The organism is Streptomyces sp. NPDC014889 (assembly GCF_043081205.1).
GTDB lineage: Bacteria > Actinomycetota > Actinomycetes > Streptomycetales > Streptomycetaceae > Streptomyces.
In genome coordinates this window covers 100,398-118,591 of record NZ_JBIBWH010000011.1, presented here as the reverse complement: position 1 = coordinate 118,591, position 18,194 = coordinate 100,398, and the positions used below count along the sequence as shown (strand labels likewise).

Sequence of the window (18,194 nt, the reverse complement as noted above, 5' to 3'; positions counted from 1 at the left end):
CCGCGCGGGACGCCCCCTGCCTGTCAGCTCACGCGGCCGAGTAGGCCTTGGTGAGCTGATCCACCGCCGCCCCGTACCGTCCTGTCAGCAGCAGGTGATCCGCGTCGGCGAAGGGCTTCGCCACCGCCGCGCTCATCCGCCCGTCCGCCTTCTGCTGAACGATCAGCCGGGCCTTGGTGACCAGCTCGCGCCCCACGGCGTCGGCGCCCACCCGTTCGGCGGCCCCGGCCGCCAGGCCCAGCGCCTTGAGCGTCGCCGTGCCGCCCGCCGGGACGCCGGTGAGCGTGGTCAGGCCCCAGCCGTAGGGGAACTGCGGGTCGTACGCCGTGTCGCCGACGTTGACCGGGAGCTGCTCCTGCGACTTCGGCCAGGTCACCGGTAGCTGCCCGGTGAAGGGCCGGGTGCCGTAGAGCACGTCGGCCACGCCGTCGCCCTCGGTTCCCGGCAGCCAGGAGGCGACGAGGGCATCGATCTTCCCGAGCCGGTCGCCGATGAGCTGCGGGCGCCCGGAGACGACCAGCACCACGCACTTCATGGCCCCGCACACCTTGTCCACGGCGGCCCGGTCGGCAGCCGAGAGCTGGAGGTCGTGGCCGTTGCCGACATCGCCGACGCCCTCGGCGTACGGGGTCTCGCCGACGACGACCACCCCCACGTCGTGGCCGGACGTGGGCGCCGAGGCGTCCTTGGAGTAGGTGACGTTCCCGCCGGCCCTGCGCATGGCCTGGAGGATCGTCGTGCCCTGGGTGTGGGTGCCGGACTCGCCCTGCCAGGTGATGGTCCAGCCGCCGGTCTGGTTGCCGAGGTCGTCGGCGTCGGACCCGGCCACGTAGACCTTGGCCTTCTTCTTCAGCGGCAGCAGGCCGCCCTTGTTCTTCAGCAGCACCTGGGACTCGGCGGCGGCCTGCCGGGCGACGGAGCGGTGGTCGGCGGAGCCGATCCGGGAGGCGCCTGAGGTGTCGGAGTAGGGGTGCTCGAAGAGGCCCAGCTCGAAGCGCGCGGACGGGCGTGACCTCAGCCGCGGCGACAACGACTTAGATCACGGCTTGAGTGAACTAGCGCCCGGCGCTTGCCGTCAAGACTTCACGCCCGGCCGGGGGGATACTCAACTCCCTTTCGAAATAAGGGGGTTGTCGCTTCGGCTCCTGAACGCGCACCCTCTTGACGCGGCCCCGAAGCCGTCATTTACTCACCGCTCGCACGCCCCATCCCCACCTCACGAAGGGCGGCACCCGATGCGCCCCTTTCTCGACAGACGCGGCCGTGCGCTGCGGCTGCTGCTCGCCGGACTGCTGTCCACGGCGGGCCTGACGGCCCTGGGCGTCCCGGCCGCGCACGCGGCGGGCGAGCCCGTCACCGCCTGGCTGACCACGACCGACGACTCCGGCGGACGGCACGTGGTGCGCGGCCTCGAACCACAGACGCCGTTCGCCTTCCAGTCCGGCACCGGAGGCGGCGGTGAGAACATCACCGTCGACGAGAACACCCGCTACCAGACCTTCACCGGCGGCGGCGCCTCCTTCACCGACACCGCGGCCTGGCTGATGAACAGCAGCGGCGCGCTGTCGCAGTCGACCCGCGACGCGACCATGCGGAAGCTCTTCTCGCCCACGGACGGGATCGGGCTCTCCTTCCTGCGCAACCCGATGGGCGCCTCCGACCTGGCACGCAACGGCTACACCTACGACGACGTGCCGGCCGGGCAGAGCGACCCGTCGCTCGCGAAGTTCTCCATCGCCCACGATCTGGCCGACGTGGTGCCGCTGACCCGGCAGGCGCTCCAGCTCAACCCGGCGCTCACGGTAATGGCCTCGCCCTGGACCGCGCCCGCCTGGATGAAGGACAGCGGTTCACTCAACGGCGGCTGGCTGAAGGCAGAGGACTACGGGGCCTACGCCACGTATTTCGTGAAGTACCTCCAGGCCTACCGGGACCAGGGCGTCCCGGTGTCCTACGTGACCGCGCAGAACGAGCCCACCTGCTGCTCCGGCTATCCCTCGATGAGCTGGAACGCCGGCGGGCTCGCCTACTTCACCAAGAGCGAGCTGCTGCCCAAGCTCCAGTCCGCGGGCCTGTCCACCAAGGTGCTGGCGCACGACTGGAACTGGGACACCTACGACTCCTACGCCGCCCGGACGGTGGACGACGCGGCCGTCCGCGCGCACCCGAACTTCGGCGGCATCGCCTGGCACGGCTACGGCGGCAACGTCACCGAGCAGACCACCGTGCACAACCGGTATCCGCAACTGGACGCCTTCGGCACCGAGCACTCGGGCGGCACCTGGATCGGCCACCAGCAGCGCGAGGACATGCTCGACATCGTCGACTACACCCGGAACTGGGCGAAGTCGGTGACCAAGTGGTCGCTGGCGGTGGACCAGAACATGGGGCCGCACAACGGCGGTTGCGGCACCTGCACCGGGCTGATCACCGTGCACAACGGCGACGGACGGTCGGGGCAGGTCGACTACACGGTCGAGTACTACGACATGGGGCATCTGACGAAGTTCGTACGGCCGGGTGCGCAACGGATCGCGTCCACCGCCTCCTCGGCGGTGCCCAACGTCGCCTGGCGCAACCCGGACGGCGGCAAGGCCCTGATCGCCTACAACGACGCCACCACGGCGAAGACCGTCACGATCAACTGGGGTGCGCAGCACGCCACCTACTCGCTGCCGGGCCGGACCTCGGCGACCTTCACCTGGTCCGGAACGCAGTCGGGCGGCGGGAGCAGGTCGGGCGCGTTCGTCGGGCTCGCGGGCAAGTGCCTGGACGTGGCGGGCGGTTCGTCCGCGAACGGCACGGCGGTGCAGCTCTACGACTGCAACTCCAGCACGGCCCAGCAGTGGACGGTCCAGGCGGACGGATCGGTGCGGGCGCTGGGCAAGTGCCTGGACGTGACGTCGGCGTCGACCGCCAACGGGGCGAAGGTGCAGCTCTACGACTGCAACGGCACCGGGGCCCAGCAGTGGTCGTACAACGCCTCGACCGGTGACGTGGTGAACCTCGCCGCCGACAAGTGCCTGGACGTGACCGACAACTCCTCGGCCAACGGGGCCCGCGCGCAGATCTGGTCGTGCACCGGCGCGGCCAACCAGAAGTGGCGGTTGCAGTAGTGCCGACCGGCCGGCCGGGAGCCCCGGCCGGCCGGACACCGGTCGCGGCGCCGGGCCGGCGGCTCCCCGCGGACGTATCGTCGGGGGTGTCCCCGTGCCCGACATGACCACCCCGACCAGGAGCGCCGGCATGACCACACCTCGGGACCTGTTGTTGATCAGCATGGACGTCCCGTCCGAGCGCCCTGTCGAACAGGGCGATCTGTCGCTCGCGCTGGCGGGTGCCGAACTGGCCGACCTGCTCTCCGCCGGGGCCGCCGGACTGGACGGCGACCGCATCGTGCCGCTCCCCCGGCGGGACACCGGGAACCGCCTGCTGGACCAGGCGGCGGCCTCGCTGAAGGAGCGGCCGCCGCACGAGTCCGTCGAGGACTGGCTGTGGCGCCGCGGCGAGGGCCTGGCCGTGGCCTACATCGACGCCCTGGACGCGGAGGGGCAGCTCACCGGGCGGCGGCACCGCTGGATGCCGGCGCGCGGCAACCGGAAGGCCACCGCGGACACACCGGCGCGGCGCGCGGCGGCCGAGCGCTGGGCCTCCCGCGACGCCGTCATCGCCGGGCTCGCGGCCGCCGTGGGCATCGAGGCGGAGCCGGGCGCCCCGCTCACCGCGCCGGACGACGAGGCCCTGGTCACCGTGCTGGCCACCGTCAACGACGCGGTGACGGAGCTGGAGGCCGTGCGGCAGCGGCGGCGCATCGAGAACGCGGCCTTCGACAACATCTGGCGCGCTCCCTGACGGGGCCGGACCGGTCACCGCATGGGCTGGCCGATGCCCAGCAGGTTCCCCTCGCTGTCCCGGAACCAGGCGCCGCGCTCCCCGCGCGCACCCTTGCTCGGGTAGTGCCCCTCGACCTCGGCGATCCCGTCCCGCGTGCGGAATCCGGGTCTGTCGACCTCCTCGAAGACGACGCCGCGCCGCCGCAGCTCCGCCACGGCCGCCTCGATGTCGTCGACCTCCCACGCCATCTGGGTGAACGTGCCGGGCGAGGCCCCGGTGGAGTGGAAGACCACGAAGGAGGTCTCCCCGCACCGGTACAGCAGCCCGCCCGGCCGTTCCTCGACGGGCCGCAGCCCCAGCTTGTCGGCGTAGAAGCGCCGGGCCCGGTCCAGGTCCCGGGCCGGCAGCCGGGTCGTCACACGCCCCCTCGCCAGAGAGCCGGTGTCCAAAGAGCCGGTGCCCGGGGAGCCGATGTCGTCCGTGTCCATGTCCCCACTGTGCCGTGGCGGGCGGCGGACGGCGGTCCCGGGCGTCCGTTCGGCTACTTCGCCGGTTCCACCCCGGCGCGCAGCAGACCGTAGGTGTACGCGTCCTCCAGGGCCTGCCAGGAGGCCGCGATCACGTTCTCGGCCACGCCCACCGTGGACCACTCGCCCTGACCGTCCGACGTGGAGATCAGCACCCGGGTGGTGGAGGACGTGCCGTGCTTGCCCTCCAGGATGCGGACCTTGTAGTCGACCAGGCCGAGGGAGGCCAGCTCGGGGTAGATCTTCTCCAGGGCCACGCGCAGGGCCCGGTCGAGGGCGTTGACCGGGCCGTTGCCCTCGGCGGTGGCGACGATGCGCTCGCTCTTGGCCCACAGTTTCACCGTGGCCTCGTTGGCGTGGGTGCCGTCGGGGCGGTCCTCGACGATCGCCCGCCAGGACTCGACGTCGAAGTAGGTCAGCGGCCGGCCCTCGGCCTCGGCGCGCAGCAGCAGTTCGAAGCTCGCGTCGGCCGCCTCGTAGGTGTAGCCCTTGAGCTCGCGCTCCTTGACCCGCTCGACCACCCGGCCGACCAGTTCGCGGTCGTCGCCGAGGTCGATGCCGAGCTCCTTGCCCTTGAGCTCGATGGAGGCGCGGCCCGCCATGTCGGAGACCAGCATGCGCATGGTGTTGCCGACCTGCTCGGGGTCGATGTGCTGGTACAGGTCCGGGTCGACCTTGATGGCGGACGCGTGCAGGCCCGCCTTGTGGGCGAAGGCGGAAACACCCACATAGGGCTGGTGGGTGGAGGGCGTGAGGTTGACGACCTCGGCGATGGCGTGCGAGATCCGGGTCATCTCGCGCAGCCGGCCCTCGGGCAGCACCCGCTTTCCGTACTTCAGCTCCAGGGCCGCGACCACCGGGAAGAGGTTGGCGTTGCCGACCCGCTCGCCGTAGCCGTTGGCCGTGCACTGCACGTGGGTGGCGCCGGCGTCGACGGCCGCGAGGGTGTTGGCGACCGCGCAGCCGGTGTCGTCCTGGGCGTGGATGCCGAGGCGGGCGCCGGTGTCCGCAAGGACGGTGGAGACGACCGCCTGGACCTGGGCGGGCAGCATGCCGCCGTTGGTGTCGCAGAGGATCACCACGTCCGCGCCGGCCTCCGCCGCGGTGCGCACGACGGCCTTGGCGTACTGGGGGTTGGCGCGGTAGCCGTCGAAGAAGTGCTCGCAGTCGACGAAGACCCGGCGGCCCTCGGCGCGCAGGTGGGAGACGGTGTCGCGGACCATCTCCAGGTTCTCCTCAAGCGTGGTGCGCAGCGCCAGCTCCACATGCCGGTCGTGCGACTTGGCGACCAGGGTGATCACCTCGGCGCCGGACTCCAGCAGCGCCCTGACCTGGGGATCGTCCGCCGCCTTCGCGCCGGCCCTGCGGGTCGCCCCGAAGGCGACGAGCTGGGCGTGCCGGAAGTCGATCTCCTCCTTGGCGCGGGCGAAGAACTCGGTGTCCCGTGGGTTCGCGCCGGGCCAGCCGCCCTCGATGAAGCCCACGCCGAAGTCGTCCAGGTGCCGAGCGATGGCCAGCTTGTCGGCGACCGTGAGGTTGATCCCCTCACGCTGGGCGCCGTCGCGCAGGGTGGTGTCGAAGACGTGGAACGAATCGTCGAGCTGGCTGGTTGCGGTCATGGTCTCAAGGCTCCTGTTTGCAATCTCGGTCTTGCCGTCAATGACCGGCTCCACCGTCCCCCCAATGGTCCCTCGCGCAGCGGTCCCGGCTGTGGGTGGGCCGGGAAAACGAAAGACCCCTCGCGGGTGCGAGAGGTCTGCGCGCGGGTCGAGGACGACGATGGCCGCCCGTACCTGGTCGTACGTGGCGGTCACTGCGGACCGGCGCGCCTGCTGCCCATAATCATGGCGGACGAGAGCACGGGGGCAGTCTGGCACAGTCGCGTCCCCCGCGGACCTCGCGTCTCAGGATGCGGGCGTCAGCCTGGACGCCTCCTCGGCCTTCACCCGTGTCAGGTCCAGGTCCCTGGTCTCCCGCATGGTGATGTACACCACGAGCGAGACGGCCGCGCAGCCCGCCACGTACCAGAAGAATCCGGACTCGGCGCCGGCGTTCTTGAACCACAGGGCGACGTATTCCGCGGTGCCGCCGAAGAGGGCGTTGGCGAGGGCGTAGGGCAGGGCCACACCGAGCGCGCGCACGCCCGTGGGGAACAGTTCCGCCTTCACGCACGCGTTGATCGAGGTGTAGCCGGTGACCACGACCAGGGCGAGCAGGGACAGCCCGAGCGCCGGCCAGAAGCTGTCCGCGCGCCGCAGCAGGGTCATGATCGGCACGGTCAGGACCGTGGAGCCGACGGCGAAGGTGATCAGCAGCGGCCGGCGGCCGATCCGGTCGGACAGGCTCCCGGCGAGCGGCTGGAGGCAGGCGAAGACGATCAGCGCGGTGAACGAGACGAGGGTCGCGGTCTGCTTGGGCAGGCCCGCGGAGTTCGACAGGTACTTCGTCAGGTACGTGGTGTACGTGTAGTACGCCACGGTGCCGCCCATGGTCAGGGCCATCACCAGGAACGCCTCTCGCCTGTGCCGCCACAGCGCGCGCAGGGTGCCGCGCTCCTCGCCGCCGGTGGCGTCGGCCTCGTACACGTCGGTCTCCAGCATGCTGCGGCGCAGATAGAAGACGACGGCCGCGCCGAGCGCGCCGACCACGAACGGGATGCGCCAGCCGTAGCTGTGCAGGGCCTCGTCGGACATGGTGCGCTGGAGCAGGATCTGCAGGCCCAGGCCGAGGATCTGGCCGGCGGTCATGGACACGTACTGGAAGCTGGAGGCGAAGCCGCGGTGGCGCGGGGCGGAGGCCTCGGTGAGGTAGGTGGCGCTGGCCGCGTACTCGCCGCCCACCGAGAGTCCCTGGAGCAGGCGTGCGACGAGCAGCACCAGGGCGCCGCCGTAGCCGGCGACGGCGTAGGTCGGCGCCACGGCGATGAGGACGGCGGACGCCGACATGAGGGTGACGGTCAGGGTCAGCGCGGACTTGCGGCCCCTTCTGTCGCCGACCCTGCCGAGCAGCCAGCCGCCGACCGGGCGCATGAAGAAGCCGACCGCGAAGATGCCCGCGGTGTTCATGAGCTGGGCGGTCGGGTTCCCGTCGGGGAAGAACGCCCCGGCGAAGTAGGTGGCGAAGCTGGCATAGACGAACCAGTCGTACCACTCCACCATATTTCCGGCCGAGCCGATCCAGATCTTCTTCCAGTGCTGTCGTCCCATGAGCCGTCACTGCCCCGGCCGGGCGGTGGGAACGCGCCGGAATCAGCCAAACGGAGTGGTCGGTTCAGACCTGCGCGGACCCCGGCCTGCCCAGCGTGTCGTCGAGGAACTCTCTTACATGGCTGATGACTTGGGGCCGGTCGGTGCCGCGCAGCCCGATCGCGACGTGGATGGAGAAGCCGTCGAGCAGGGCGCGCAGCCGGGCGGCGAAGCGGTCCGCGTCGACCGGCTGGAACTCGCCGCGCGAGACGCCCTCGGCGACCAGAGCGGCCAGGTCCCGGTGCCAGGCGCCCTCGATGGCGTCCTGCCGGTCGCGGGCGTCCTCGCCGGCGTTCAGCGAACGGTTCCAGACCTCCAGCCACAGCGTCCAGTGCGGGTCGCGGTGACCGTCCGGCACGTACAGGTCCACGTAGGCGTCGAGGCGTTCGCGGACCGGGGCGGCACGGGTCAGCAGCCGGCCGCGCTCGGCCCCGAGCCGGCTCTCGCTCCACTCCAGGGTCTGGAGCAGCAGTTCGTCCTTGGAGCGGAAGTAGTACAGCAGATGGCCGCTGCTCATCCCGACCTCGCGGCCGAGCGCCGCCATGGTGAGCTGCTCCAGACCGCGCTCGGCGATCATCTCCATGGCGGCGGCGAGCACGTCCTCACGCGGCGGCGCGGGGGTACGCCTGCGGGGCGCCGGGGTGGTGCTCATGGCGTGTCCCCGGGTCCGGTCACCAGCGGGGCGCGCCGCGGCTCGGTGAGGTGGCGGGCACAGGGCACGCAGACCAGTACGTTCACTCGTACGTTGTACCTGACTGCCTGCTACCTGACGACCGTCTTCGGCTGCTGCTGGGTGATGCAGTGGATGCCGCCGCCGCCGGCGAAGATGGCGCGGGCGTCGACCGGGGTCACCGTGCGGTCGGGGAAGAGCCGGCGGAAGATGCCGGCCGCCTGCTCGTCACGCGGGTCGTCGAAGGCGCACAGGACGACGCCGCCGTTGCAGAGGTAGTGGTTGATGTAGGAGTAGTCGGCCCAGTGCCCGTCGGCCTCCAGGGCGGTGGGGGCAGGGACTTCGACGACCTCCAGGGGGCGGCCCTCGGCGTCGGTGGCCGACTTCAGGATGCCGATGACCTCCTTGGTGACCTCGTGGTCGGGGTGGGCCGGGTCCGGCTGGTGGTGGGCGACGACGACGCCGGGGCGGGCGAAGGCGGCCACGATGTCGACGTGGCCGAGGGTGCCGTAGCCGTAGGGAGGATAGTCGCCGGTCAGGCCGCGGGGCAGCCAGATCGCCTTGCGGGTGCCGAGGTGGGCGTGGATCTCCGCCTCGACCTGCTCCTTGGTCCAGTGCGGGTTGCGCTCGGGGCCGAGCTGCACGGTCTCGGTCAGCAGGACCGTGCCCTCGCCGTCGACGTGGATCCCGCCGCCCTCGTTGACGAGCGCGGAGGCGTACGTCTTCGCGCCCGCGAGGTCCGAGACATACGAGGCGATCTTCGCGTCGTGCTCCCAGCGGGCCCAGTCCTGGGCTCCCCAGCCGTTGAACGTCCAGTCGACGGCGGCGAGTTCACCGGCGTCACCGGTCAGGAAGGTGGGGCCGATGTCGCGCATCCAGGCGTCGTCCAGATCGCGTTCGACGGTGCCGATGCCGTCGCCCAGGAGGGTGCTGGCCTCGGCCGACTGGCCGGGGCCGCAGACCACCGTCACCGGTTCGAAGCGGCGCACGGCACGGGCCACCGACGCCCAGGCGGCGCGGGAGGCGGCGACGTCGTCGGCGGTGTCGAAGGTCGGGTTGGGACCCGGCCACGCCATCCAGGTGCGCTCGTGCGGCGCCCACTCGGCGGGCATGCGGAAGCCGTCGGCGGCGGGGGTGTTCATCTCGGGGTCCTCGCAGGGGTCACGGAGGTCACAGGAAGTACAGGCGGTTGAGGGAGACCGAGTCGGCGGGCTCCGAGCGGACCGGGTCGCCGTCCAGGGTGACGAGGCCGGTGCGCTGGTCGACGTCGACGGATCCGGTACGGGAGTTGAGGCGCAGGTCGGCGGGGCCGATGCCGCGGGTGCCGCGCACGGCGACCCGGCGCCGCCGGGTGGGCATCGTGTCGTGGCCCTGGTCGACGGCGGCCTGGGCGACGAACGCGACCGAGATCTCGGCGGGGGTGGCGCCGTGCGCGCCGAACTGCGGTCCCAGCACGAGGGGTTCGCAGGTGTCCGTGGCCGCGTTGGGGTCGCCCACCACGCCGTACGCGGGGAACCCCGACTTGAGGACGAGTTGCGGCTTGGCGCCGAAGAACTCGGGGCGCCACAGCACGATGTCGGCCAGCTTGCCGGTCTCGATCGAGCCGACCTCGTGGGACAGGCCGTGCGCGATGGCGGGGTTGATCGTCAGCTTGGCGATGTAGCGCAGGACGCGCGCGTTGTCGTCGTCCGGGCCGTCCCCGTCGACCGGTCCCAGTTCGGCCTTCATCTTCCCGGCCATGGCGAAGGTGCGGCGCACGGTCTCCCCGGCCCGGCCCATGCCCTGGGCGTCGGAGGAGGTGATGCCGATCGCGCCCAGGTCGTGCAGCACGTCCTCGGCGCCCATGGTCCCGGCGCGGATGCGGTCGCGGGCCATGGCGGCGTCGCCGGGCAGGTCGGTCTTGAGGTCGTGGACGGAGACGATCATGCCGTAGTGCTCGGCCACCGCGTCCCGGCCGAAGGGCAGGGTGGGGTTGGTGGAGGAGCCGATGACGTTCGGGACCCCGGCCATCTTCAGCACGTTGGGGACGTGTCCGCCGCCGCAGCCCTCGATGTGGAAGGCGTGGATCGTGCGGCCCTCCAGGACCCGCAGGGTGTCCTCGACCGACAGGCACTCGTTCAACCCGTCGCTGTGCAGGGCGACTTGGACGTCGTGCTCCTCGGCGACCCGCAGAGCGGTGTCGAGGGCGCGGGTGTGGGCGCCCATGTCCTCGTGCACCTTGAAGCCCGAGGCGCCGCCCTCGGCCAGCGCCTCCACGAGCGGGGCGGAGTACGAGGACGAACCGCGGGCCAGGAAACCGATGTTGACCGGCCAGGCGTCGAAGGCGCCGAACGCGTGCCGCAGCGCCCACGGCGAGTTGACGCCCACGCCCCAGACCGGCCCGAACTCCTGGCCGATGATGGTGGTGACGCCGGAGGCGAGCGAGGCCTCCATGATGCGCGGCGACAGCAGGTGCACATGGGTGTCGACGGCGCCGGCGGTGGCGATCAGCCCCTCGCCGGACACGATCGTGGTGCCGGTGCCGACGACGACGTCGACGCCGTCGAGGGTGTCGGGGTTCCCGGCCCGCCCGATGGACTGGATCCGGCCCTCGCGGATGCCTATGGAGACCTTGCGTATGCCCTGCACGGCGTCGATGACGACGACGTTGCTGATCACCACGTCGCAGGTCTCACGGACCGCCGCCGCCTTCAGGTGCAGTCCGTCCCGGGCGGTCTTGCCGAAGCCGGCGAGGAACTCGTCGCCGTACCGCTGGGCGTCGGACTCGACCCGGACCACGAGCCCGGAGTCGCCGAGGCGGACGCGGTCGCCGGCCCGGGGGCCGTGGGTGGCGGCGTACGCGTACGGGTCGATGCTCATCGGTCGGCTCCCAGATATCCGCAGGCGGCGGCCCGGCGCAGGGCCTCTTCCTTCGCTCCCGGCGCGTCCAGGGGCCCGTCGACGAGGCCCGCGAAGCCGATGGCGATCCGCTCGCCGCCGATCGGCACGAGACCGACCTCGACGCTCTCCCCCGGCCCGAACCGCACGGACGATCCGGCGGGCACCGCGAGCCGCATGCCGTAGGCCCGCTCGCGCGGGAAGTCCAGGCGGGGGTTGGCCTCGAAGAAGTGGAAGTGCGAGGTGACGGAGACCGGCACGGACGCGGTGTTGGTGACCGTGAGCCGTACGGCCGCCGCCGGCTCGGCGTGTGCCGGGCCCGGCAGCAGCGCGCCCGGAGCCATCTCGGCAAGGCCGCCCCCGGCGATCGGGTCGGAGACCACCGCGAGCCGTGACCCGTCGTCGAAGACCGCCTCGACATGCACCTCGGTGACCACGTCCGCGACGCCGGGCAGGACGTCGTCCGGGCCGAGCACCGTACGGGCGCGCTCGATCGCCTCGGCGAGCCGGGCGCCGTCGCGGGCGGCCTCGCACACCGTGTCGGCGATCAGGGCGGTGGCCTCCGGGACGTTGAGCCTCAGGCCGCGGGCCCTGCGGGCGCGGGCCAGTTCGGCGGCGCTGAACAGCAGCAGCCGGTCACGCTCGGTGGGGGTCAGTCTCACGCCGCGGCACCTCCTTGCTCGGCAAATTAGAACAACACTCTAAACGTGAAATTCACAGAAAGGAACCGTTGACGGGTGAGCCACTCAGCCGTCACATTGAACGTCGCTCTAACTCCCCGGGCGGCCGTCGAAGGAGACCTGCCATGCCGATAGAACAGCGCGGAGTCGACACCATCCCCGATGCGGAACGGACCAGCGGTCCACGCGATCTGGTGTCGATCCTGCTGGGATCCAACCTCTGTCTCGGTGTGATCATCTTCGGCTGGCTGCCGCCGTCGTTCGGGCTCGGCTGGTGGGCCTCGCTCAGCTCGATCGTGGTGGGCACGGTGGTCGGCACCCTGTTCACGGCCCCGCTGGCGCTTGTCTCCCTGCGCACCGGCACCAATCTGTCGACCTCCTCCGGCGCCCAGTTCGGCGTGCGCGGCCGGCTGGTCGGCTCGGTGGTCGGGCTGCTGCTCGCCCTCGGCTACACCGCCCTGACCGTGTGGATCGGCGGCGACGTGATGGTCTCCGTCCTGCACCGGCTGTTCGGGCTGACGCCGAGCGCGGTGGCGTACGGCGTGGTCTACACCCTGCTCGCCGCGGCGACCGTCGCGGGCGCGGTGTACGGCTACCGGGTGCTGCTCGCCATGTCCCGCGTGCTCGCGGTCGGCATGACCGCCCTGCTGATCCTCGGCGTGATCGCCTACGCCCCGCACTTCACCACCGCCGCGCTGCCGGAGGCCGGCGGCTATCTGCTGGGGGGCTTCTGGCCGACGTGGTTCCTGGCGACGGTGGCCGCGGGACTGTCCGGTCCGATCGCCTTCATCACCCTCCTCGGCGACTACACCCGCTACATCTCCCCCACCCGGTACTCCTCGCGCCGGGTGCTGCGCGCCACCTGGCTCGGCCTGATCCTCGGCCTGCTGGTCCCGCAGCTGTTCGGCACCTTCACGGCCTACGGCGCCCGCGCCGCCCTCGACTACGCCGGGCCGCTGGTGGACGCCTCCCCCACCTGGTACCTGGTTCCGCTGCTGCTGTCCGCCTCCGCGGGCTCGGTCGGCAACGCGGGTCTGATGCTGTACTCGATGGGCCTCGACCTGGACGCCATCCTGCCGCGCGCCTCCCGCGCCCGGGCCACCTACACGGTCGCCGTCGTCGCCACGGGCTGCGTCTTCGCCGGCCACTTCGCCTGGGACGCGCAGTCGGCGATGACCTCCTTCGTCCTGCTGCTCACCGCGATCGGCGCCCCGTGGGCGGTCATCACCCTCATCGGCTTCGTCCGCTGCCGCGGGGTGTACGACGCCGACGCCCTCCAGGTCTTCAACCGGCGTTCCCGGGGCGGCGTCTACTGGTACCGGTCCGGCTGGAACGTGCAGGCCACCGTCTCGTGGGCGGTGGGCGCGGGTGTCGGCCTGCTGGCGGTGTCCCTGCCGTCGTACGAGGGACCGCTGCTGTCCCTGACCGGCGGCGTCGACTGCAGCTTCCTGCTGTCGGGGGCCGTCGGCGGCCTGGTCCACCTGCTGCTCAGCCCGCGGCCGCAGCCGTCGGCCCGCGTCGAGGCCGGCAAGGAGCCGGCGCGCGCCGAGGTCGGGATCTAGGGTCTTTCCTTCGGAAAGGGCGACGCTCCAGTTCAGGCCAAGAGGCCGATCCGCGCGTCACCAACTGCCGTCCCCCGCCCGCCGGTTCGCGATGCCGGCGGGCGGGGGACGGCGGACGCCTACGCCAGCGCGTGCATCCAGCCGTGCTTGTCCTCGGTGACACCGCGCTGGATGTCCAGCAGGGCCTGGCGCAGCCTCATCGTGACCTCGCCGGGCTCGCCGCCCGACTGCTTCCACTCGGCGCCCGCGCGCTTGACGGTGCCGACCGGGGTGATGACGGCGGCCGTGCCGCAGGCGAAGACCTCCGTCAGCGTGCCGTTCTCGGAGTCGCGCTGCCACTGGTCGAGGGAGATGCGGGCCTCCTCGGACTCGTAGCCGAGGTCACGGGCGACCGTCAGCAGCGAGTCACGGGTGACGCCCTCCAGGATCGAGCCGCTCAGGGACGGGGTGACGATCTTGTCCCCGTACACGAAGTACAGGTTCATGCCGCCGAGTTCCTCGACCCACTTGTGCTCCACGGCGTCGAGGTAGCAGACCTGGTCGCAGCCCTCGGCCGCGGCCTCGGCCTGGGCGAGCAGGGAGGCCGCGTAGTTGCCGCCGGTCTTGGCGTCGCCCATGCCGCCGGGCACGGCGCGGACGCGGTCCTCGGAGGCCCAGATGGAGACGGGCCTCACGCCGCCCGGGAAGTACGCGCCGGCCGGGGAGGCGATCACGAGGAACAGGTACTCGTTGGCGGGCTTGACGCCAAGACCGACCTCAGTGGCGATCATGAACGGGCGCAGGTAGAGGGACTCCTCGCCGCCGTGCGCCGGCACCCACGCCTTGTCCTGGCGGACCAGCACGTCACAGGCCTCGATGAACGTCTCGACGGGCAGCTCGGGCATGGCCAGACGGCGGGAGGACGCCTGGAAGCGCTTGGCGTTCTTCTCCGGGCGGAAGGTGGCCACCGAGCCGTCGGGCCGGCGGTAGGCCTTCAAACCCTCGAAGATCTCCTGCGCGTAGTGCAGGACGTGCGTGGCGGGGTCGAGGGAGATCGGCGCGTACGGAACGAGTTGGCCGTCGTGCCAGCCCCGGCCCTCCGTCCACCTGATCGTCACCATGTGGTCGGTGAAGTGGCGGCCGAATCCGGGGTTGGCCAGGATGGCCTCCCGCTCGGCGTCGGAGAGCGGGTTGGACGATGGCTTGAGCTCGATCGTGGGCGTCGTCATGAGTGAGTGTCCTTCACCGAGTGTGTTGTGACGGGCCGCGCTCACGCCCGTACGGCCGGATGGCCTGTGCTTGGACGTCCGAGCATTCCCTCATGCCGCGGCTCCGCGTTCGATTATCGCGCGGAGCCGACAGCGGAAGAAAACGGGGTGAATGCGGCCCAGGGACTGATGGTGGCACCCGGCGGCGGACAGGGGGAAGCCGCCGGGCGCGGATGCGACCCGACGGCTTCGAAGTTTTCGAGTGCGGCCGGGTCAGCCCGCTACTCGTACCCGGAGCGCGTCGCCGATCTCGGCGGTGGAGCGCGCGGGCAGCGCGCCGCGCTCCGCGAGGTCGGCGGAGACGGCGTCCTCGATGCGGGTCGCCTCGGACTCGTAGCCGAGGTGGCGCAGCAGCAGGGCGACGGACAGGACCGTGGCGGTGGGGTCGGCCTTGCCCTGGCCCGCGATGTCCGGGGCCGAGCCGTGGACCGGCTCGAACATGGACGGGAACTCGCCGCTCGGGTTGATGTTGCCGGACGCGGCGACGCCGATGCCGCCGGAGACGGCCGCGGCGAGGTCGGTGATGATGTCGCCGAAGAGGTTGTCGGTGACGATGACGTCGAACCGCTCGGGCTGGGTCACCAGGTAGATGGTGGCGGCGTCGACGTGGATGTACTCGGTGGCGACCTCGGGGTACTCCTCGGCCACCTTGTTGAAGATGTTCGTCCACAGGTGGCCCGCGAAGGTCAGCACGTTGTTCTTGTGGACGAGTGTGAGCTTCTTGCGCGGACGGGCCTGGGCGCGGGCGAAGGCGTCGCGGACCACGCGCTCGACCCCGAAGGCGGTGTTGACGGAGACCTCGGTGGCGACCTCGTGCTCGGTGCCCTTGCGGATGGTGCCGCCGTTGCCCGTGTACGGGCCCTCGGTGCCCTCGCGGACGACGACGAAGTCGATCCGCGGGTCGCCCGCGAGCGGGGTGGCGACACCGGGCAGGAGTTTGCTCGGGCGCAGGTTGACGTGGTGGTCGAAGGCGAAGCGGAGCTTGAGCAGGAAGCCCCGCTCCAGGACGCCGGAGGGCACCGACGGGTCGCCGATGGCGCCGAGCAGGATGGCGTCGTGCCGCCCGAGCTGCTCAAGGTCGCTGTCGGTGAGGGTCTCCCCGGTGGCGTGGTAGCGCCGGGCGCCGAAGTCGTACTCCTTGGTCTCCAGCTTCACATCCTGCGGTAGGGCGGCGGACAGGACCTTCAGTCCCTCGGCCACGACTTCCTGGCCGATTCCGTCACCGGGGATCACTGCGAGATCGATGCTGCGAGACATGCGGGCACCCTACTCCTCGTCCCATGGGATGACACGGAGCGTCCGCGATCCGGACACACCTGGGGTGACTCCCGGGTCCTGGGCCGGCCTTCGGGGGCTCAGTGACCCGTCTCGCCGCCGTTGTCACGGCGGTCGAGGGCGCGCTGGAGGGCGGCGGCGGCGTTCTTGCGGTCGGACTCGCTCGTACGGGGGACGTGGCGGACGCGACGGCGGACGGTCGTCTCGGGCATGGGAATCGACTCCTTCGACAGCGCGGAGTACGGAAAAGAAGACTGAGGACTCCCCCACTGCCTAATGGGCGTGGGCGGCACCCCCGGAAGGGGCGGAAAGCCTGCCGCAGGGGTGTCCTGCACGGGCCCGGCTCACGACCGCCGTGCGCTGGATCAAGCGAGGCGTTCGGTTCCTACAAAGTTAGGTGAGGGCCGGGCATCTGTCTCCACAATTACTCGGACTTCCTACTATCTGAGACGGTGGATCGGGCCACACCCCGCTGACCTGCGCTTTTCTTTCGCCCCGGATGGATCAGAGAATGCCCCGTCATGCCAGTCGAGCATGGCACCGCCCCCGGTCCGGAAGGGGTGCTTCCGGAGCGGGGGCGGAGTTCGGGGGTGCCGCGCGGGCGTCAGCCCATGTGCGGGTAGCCGTAGTCGGTCGGCGCGACCAGGGTCTCCTTGATGGCGCGGGTCAGGGTCCAGCGCATCAGGTTCTGCGGGGCGCCCGCCTTGTCGTTGGTGCCGGAGGCACGGCCGCCGCCGAAGGGCTGCTGGCCGACCACGGCGCCGGTCGACTTGTCGTTGATGTAGAAGTTGCCGGCGGCGTAGCGCAGCTTCTCCATCGTGTACGCCGCGGCGGCGCGGTCGCCCGCGATGACCGAGCCGGTCAGGGCGTAGTCCGACACCGACTCCATCTGGGTCAGCATCTCGTCGTACTTCTCGGCCGAACTGTCGTCGTACACGTGCACCGCGAGGATCGGGCCGAAGTACTCGGTCGTGAAGACCTCGTTCTCCGGGTCGGTGCACTCGATGACGGTCGGGCGCACGAAGTAGCCCACCGAGTCGTCGTAGGTGCCGCCCGCGACGATCGTGCAGGACGGGTCCTGCTTCGCCCGGTCGATCGCGGCCTTGTTCTTCGCGAAGGAGCGCTCGTCGATGACCGCGCCGAGGAAGTGCGACAGGTCGGTGACGTCACCCATCGTCAGGGAGTCGACCTCGGAGACGAACTCCTCCTTGAAGCCGGAGTTCCAGATCGAGGCCGGGATGTAGGCCCGGGAGGTGGCGCTGCACTTCTGGCCCTGGTACTCGAAGGCACCGCGGGTCAGCGCGGTCTTCAGCACCGCGCGGTCGGCCGACGGGTGGGCCACCACGAAGTCCTTGCCGCCGGTCTCACCGACCAGACGCGGGTAGGCGCGGTACTTCTCGATGTTGTTGCCGACCGTCTTCCACAGGTACTGGAAGGTCTTGGTCGAACCGGTGAAGTGGATGCCGGCCAGGTCGCGGTGGTGCAGGGCGACCTCGGAGACCTCGATGCCGTCACCGGTGAGGAGGTTGATGACCCCCTTGGGCAGGCCCGCCTCCTCCAGCAGCTGCATGAGCAGCACGGCGGCGTGCGTCTGCGTCGGGGACGGCTTCCAGATCACCACGTTGCCCATGAGGGCCGGCGCGGTGGGCAGGTTGGCCGCGATCGCCGAGAAGTTGAACGGCGTGATCGCGTAGACGAAGCCCTCCAGCGGACGGTGGTCCATGCGGTTCCACACGCCCGGGGAGTTGGCCGGGGGCTGCTCGGCGAGGATCTGGCGGGCGTAGTGGACGTTGAAGCGCCAGAAGTCCACCAGCTCGCAGGGGCTGTCGATCTCGGCCTGCTGTGCGGTCTTGGACTGGCCGAGCATCGTGGAGGCGGCGATCGTCTCGCGCCACGGGCCGGACAGCAGCTCGGCGGCGCGCAGGATGATCGCGGCGCGGTCGTCGAAGGACATCGCGCGCCAGGCCGGGGCCGCGGCGAGTGCGGCGTCGATGGCGTCCTGAGCGTCGGCCTTGGTGGCGTTGCGGTACGTGCCGATGACGGCCTTGTGGTTGTGCGGCTGGACGACCTCGAAGGACTCGCCGCCACCAAGGCGCTTGACACCGTCGATGGTGCAGGGCAGCTCGATCGGGTTCTCGGCCAGCTCCTTGAGCTTGGCCTCCAGGCGGGCGCGCTCGGGCGAGCCGGGGGCGTAGCCGTGCACCGGCTCGTTGACGGGGGTGGGGACCTGGGTCACAGCGTCCATCAGTTCCGAACTCCTTGACTTGAGCGGTGTTG

General features: G+C 71.1%; 14 protein-coding genes and 1 pseudogene. 3 read left to right on the top strand and 12 right to left on the bottom strand.

Going from position 1 to position 18,194, the window contains the following annotated elements; genetic code table 11:
* Positions 1-28: 28 nt before the first annotated feature.
* A pseudogene (locus ACF09J_RS22830) lies at positions 29-997 on the bottom strand (glycoside hydrolase family 3 C-terminal domain-containing protein); the annotation flags it as partial.
* A 238-nt stretch (positions 998-1,235) separates the two neighbouring features.
* Between ACF09J_RS22830 and ACF09J_RS22825 the strand changes: the two are divergent.
* Positions 1,236-3,116 (top strand): ricin-type beta-trefoil lectin domain protein, encoded by a 1,881-nt coding sequence (locus ACF09J_RS22825; RefSeq protein WP_392307282.1) that lies wholly within the window; start codon positions 1,236-1,238, stop codon positions 3,114-3,116.
* Between the two features lie 130 nt (positions 3,117-3,246).
* On the top strand, positions 3,247-3,852 hold the full coding sequence (locus ACF09J_RS22820; protein ID WP_392307281.1) for a GPP34 family phosphoprotein: 606 nt from the start codon (positions 3,247-3,249) through the stop codon (positions 3,850-3,852).
* Positions 3,853-3,866: 14 nt separating this feature from the next.
* Here the strand turns inward: ACF09J_RS22820 and ACF09J_RS22815 are convergent, their stop codons facing one another.
* The 7 genes from ACF09J_RS22815 to ureA all read right to left on the bottom strand — a co-directional run bounded on the left by ACF09J_RS22815 (position 3,867) and on the right by ureA (position 11,815).
* Positions 3,867-4,322, bottom strand: a complete 456-nt coding sequence (locus ACF09J_RS22815) for a VOC family protein (protein WP_392307280.1) — start codon at positions 4,320-4,322, stop codon at positions 3,867-3,869.
* Between the two features lie 53 nt (positions 4,323-4,375).
* Positions 4,376-5,980: a citramalate synthase gene (gene cimA, locus ACF09J_RS22810; RefSeq protein WP_392307279.1), complete on the bottom strand. Its 1,605-nt coding sequence runs from the start codon at positions 5,978-5,980 to the stop codon at positions 4,376-4,378.
* A gap of 285 nt (positions 5,981-6,265) precedes the next feature.
* Complete coding sequence (locus ACF09J_RS22805) at positions 6,266-7,567, bottom strand: MFS transporter (RefSeq protein ID WP_392307278.1); 1,302 nt, start codon at positions 7,565-7,567, stop codon at positions 6,266-6,268.
* A 64-nt stretch (positions 7,568-7,631) separates the two neighbouring features.
* On the bottom strand, positions 7,632-8,258 hold the full coding sequence (locus ACF09J_RS22800) for a TetR/AcrR family transcriptional regulator (RefSeq protein ID WP_392307277.1): 627 nt from the start codon (positions 8,256-8,258) through the stop codon (positions 7,632-7,634).
* A 110-nt stretch (positions 8,259-8,368) separates the two neighbouring features.
* Positions 8,369-9,418 carry an agmatine/peptidylarginine deiminase gene (locus ACF09J_RS22795; RefSeq protein WP_392307276.1) on the bottom strand — a complete coding sequence of 350 codons (1,050 nt, stop codon included), beginning with the start codon at positions 9,416-9,418 and terminating at the stop codon, positions 8,369-8,371.
* Between the two features lie 28 nt (positions 9,419-9,446).
* On the bottom strand, positions 9,447-11,135 hold the full coding sequence (locus ACF09J_RS22790; RefSeq protein ID WP_392307275.1) for an urease subunit alpha: 1,689 nt from the start codon (positions 11,133-11,135) through the stop codon (positions 9,447-9,449).
* Positions 11,132-11,815, bottom strand: a complete 684-nt coding sequence (gene ureA, locus ACF09J_RS22785; RefSeq protein WP_392307274.1) for an urease subunit gamma — start codon at positions 11,813-11,815, stop codon at positions 11,132-11,134. Before ureA ends, ACF09J_RS22790 begins: the two co-directional genes overlap by 4 nt.
* A gap of 143 nt (positions 11,816-11,958) precedes the next feature.
* On the opposite strand from ureA, the gene ACF09J_RS22780 reads away from it, so the two are divergent.
* Positions 11,959-13,395 (top strand): cytosine permease, encoded by a 1,437-nt coding sequence (locus tag ACF09J_RS22780; protein ID WP_392307273.1) that lies wholly within the window; start codon positions 11,959-11,961, stop codon positions 13,393-13,395.
* A 119-nt stretch (positions 13,396-13,514) separates the two neighbouring features.
* Here the strand turns inward: ACF09J_RS22780 and ACF09J_RS22775 are convergent, their stop codons facing one another.
* The 4 genes from ACF09J_RS22775 to pruA form a co-directional block, all read right to left on the bottom strand.
* The gene (locus tag ACF09J_RS22775) at positions 13,515-14,603 is read right to left on the bottom strand and encodes a branched-chain amino acid aminotransferase (RefSeq protein WP_392307272.1); all 1,089 of its coding nucleotides are present in this window, start codon (positions 14,601-14,603) and stop codon (positions 13,515-13,517) included.
* A 252-nt stretch (positions 14,604-14,855) separates the two neighbouring features.
* Positions 14,856-15,899 (bottom strand): 3-isopropylmalate dehydrogenase, encoded by a 1,044-nt coding sequence (locus ACF09J_RS22770; protein WP_392307271.1) that lies wholly within the window; start codon positions 15,897-15,899, stop codon positions 14,856-14,858.
* 98 nt (positions 15,900-15,997) lie between these two features.
* Complete coding sequence (locus ACF09J_RS22765; protein ID WP_107469616.1) at positions 15,998-16,129, bottom strand: hypothetical protein; 132 nt, start codon at positions 16,127-16,129, stop codon at positions 15,998-16,000.
* A gap of 392 nt (positions 16,130-16,521) precedes the next feature.
* Positions 16,522-18,162 carry an L-glutamate gamma-semialdehyde dehydrogenase gene (gene pruA / locus ACF09J_RS22760; RefSeq protein ID WP_392307270.1) on the bottom strand — a complete coding sequence of 547 codons (1,641 nt, stop codon included), beginning with the start codon at positions 18,160-18,162 and terminating at the stop codon, positions 16,522-16,524.
* Positions 18,163-18,194: the final 32 nt, after the last annotated feature.

What these genes read in the sequence shown, in the direction of transcription:
- ACF09J_RS22825 (WP_392307282.1), top strand. Translation starts at nt 1,236, where the DNA reads ATGCGCCCCTTTCTCGACAGACGCGGCCGTGCGCTGCGGCTGCTGCTC.
- ACF09J_RS22820 (WP_392307281.1), top strand. Translation starts at nt 3,247, where the DNA reads ATGACCACACCTCGGGACCTGTTGTTGATCAGCATGGACGTCCCGTCC.
- ACF09J_RS22815 (WP_392307280.1), bottom strand. Translation starts at nt 4,322, where the DNA reads ATGGACACGGACGACATCGGCTCCCCGGGCACCGGCTCTTTGGACACC.
- cimA (WP_392307279.1), bottom strand. Translation starts at nt 5,980, where the DNA reads ATGACCGCAACCAGCCAGCTCGACGATTCGTTCCACGTCTTCGACACC.
- ACF09J_RS22805 (WP_392307278.1), bottom strand. Translation starts at nt 7,567, where the DNA reads ATGGGACGACAGCACTGGAAGAAGATCTGGATCGGCTCGGCCGGAAAT.
- ACF09J_RS22800 (WP_392307277.1), bottom strand. Translation starts at nt 8,258, where the DNA reads ATGAGCACCACCCCGGCGCCCCGCAGGCGTACCCCCGCGCCGCCGCGT.
- ACF09J_RS22795 (WP_392307276.1), bottom strand. Translation starts at nt 9,418, where the DNA reads ATGAACACCCCCGCCGCCGACGGCTTCCGCATGCCCGCCGAGTGGGCG.
- ACF09J_RS22790 (WP_392307275.1), bottom strand. Translation starts at nt 11,135, where the DNA reads ATGAGCATCGACCCGTACGCGTACGCCGCCACCCACGGCCCCCGGGCC.
- ACF09J_RS22780 (WP_392307273.1), top strand. Translation starts at nt 11,959, where the DNA reads ATGCCGATAGAACAGCGCGGAGTCGACACCATCCCCGATGCGGAACGG.
- ACF09J_RS22775 (WP_392307272.1), bottom strand. Translation starts at nt 14,603, where the DNA reads ATGACGACGCCCACGATCGAGCTCAAGCCATCGTCCAACCCGCTCTCC.
- ACF09J_RS22770 (WP_392307271.1), bottom strand. Translation starts at nt 15,899, where the DNA reads ATGTCTCGCAGCATCGATCTCGCAGTGATCCCCGGTGACGGAATCGGC.
- ACF09J_RS22765 (WP_107469616.1), bottom strand. Translation starts at nt 16,129, where the DNA reads ATGCCCGAGACGACCGTCCGCCGTCGCGTCCGCCACGTCCCCCGTACG.
- pruA (WP_392307270.1), bottom strand. Translation starts at nt 18,162, where the DNA reads ATGGACGCTGTGACCCAGGTCCCCACCCCCGTCAACGAGCCGGTGCAC.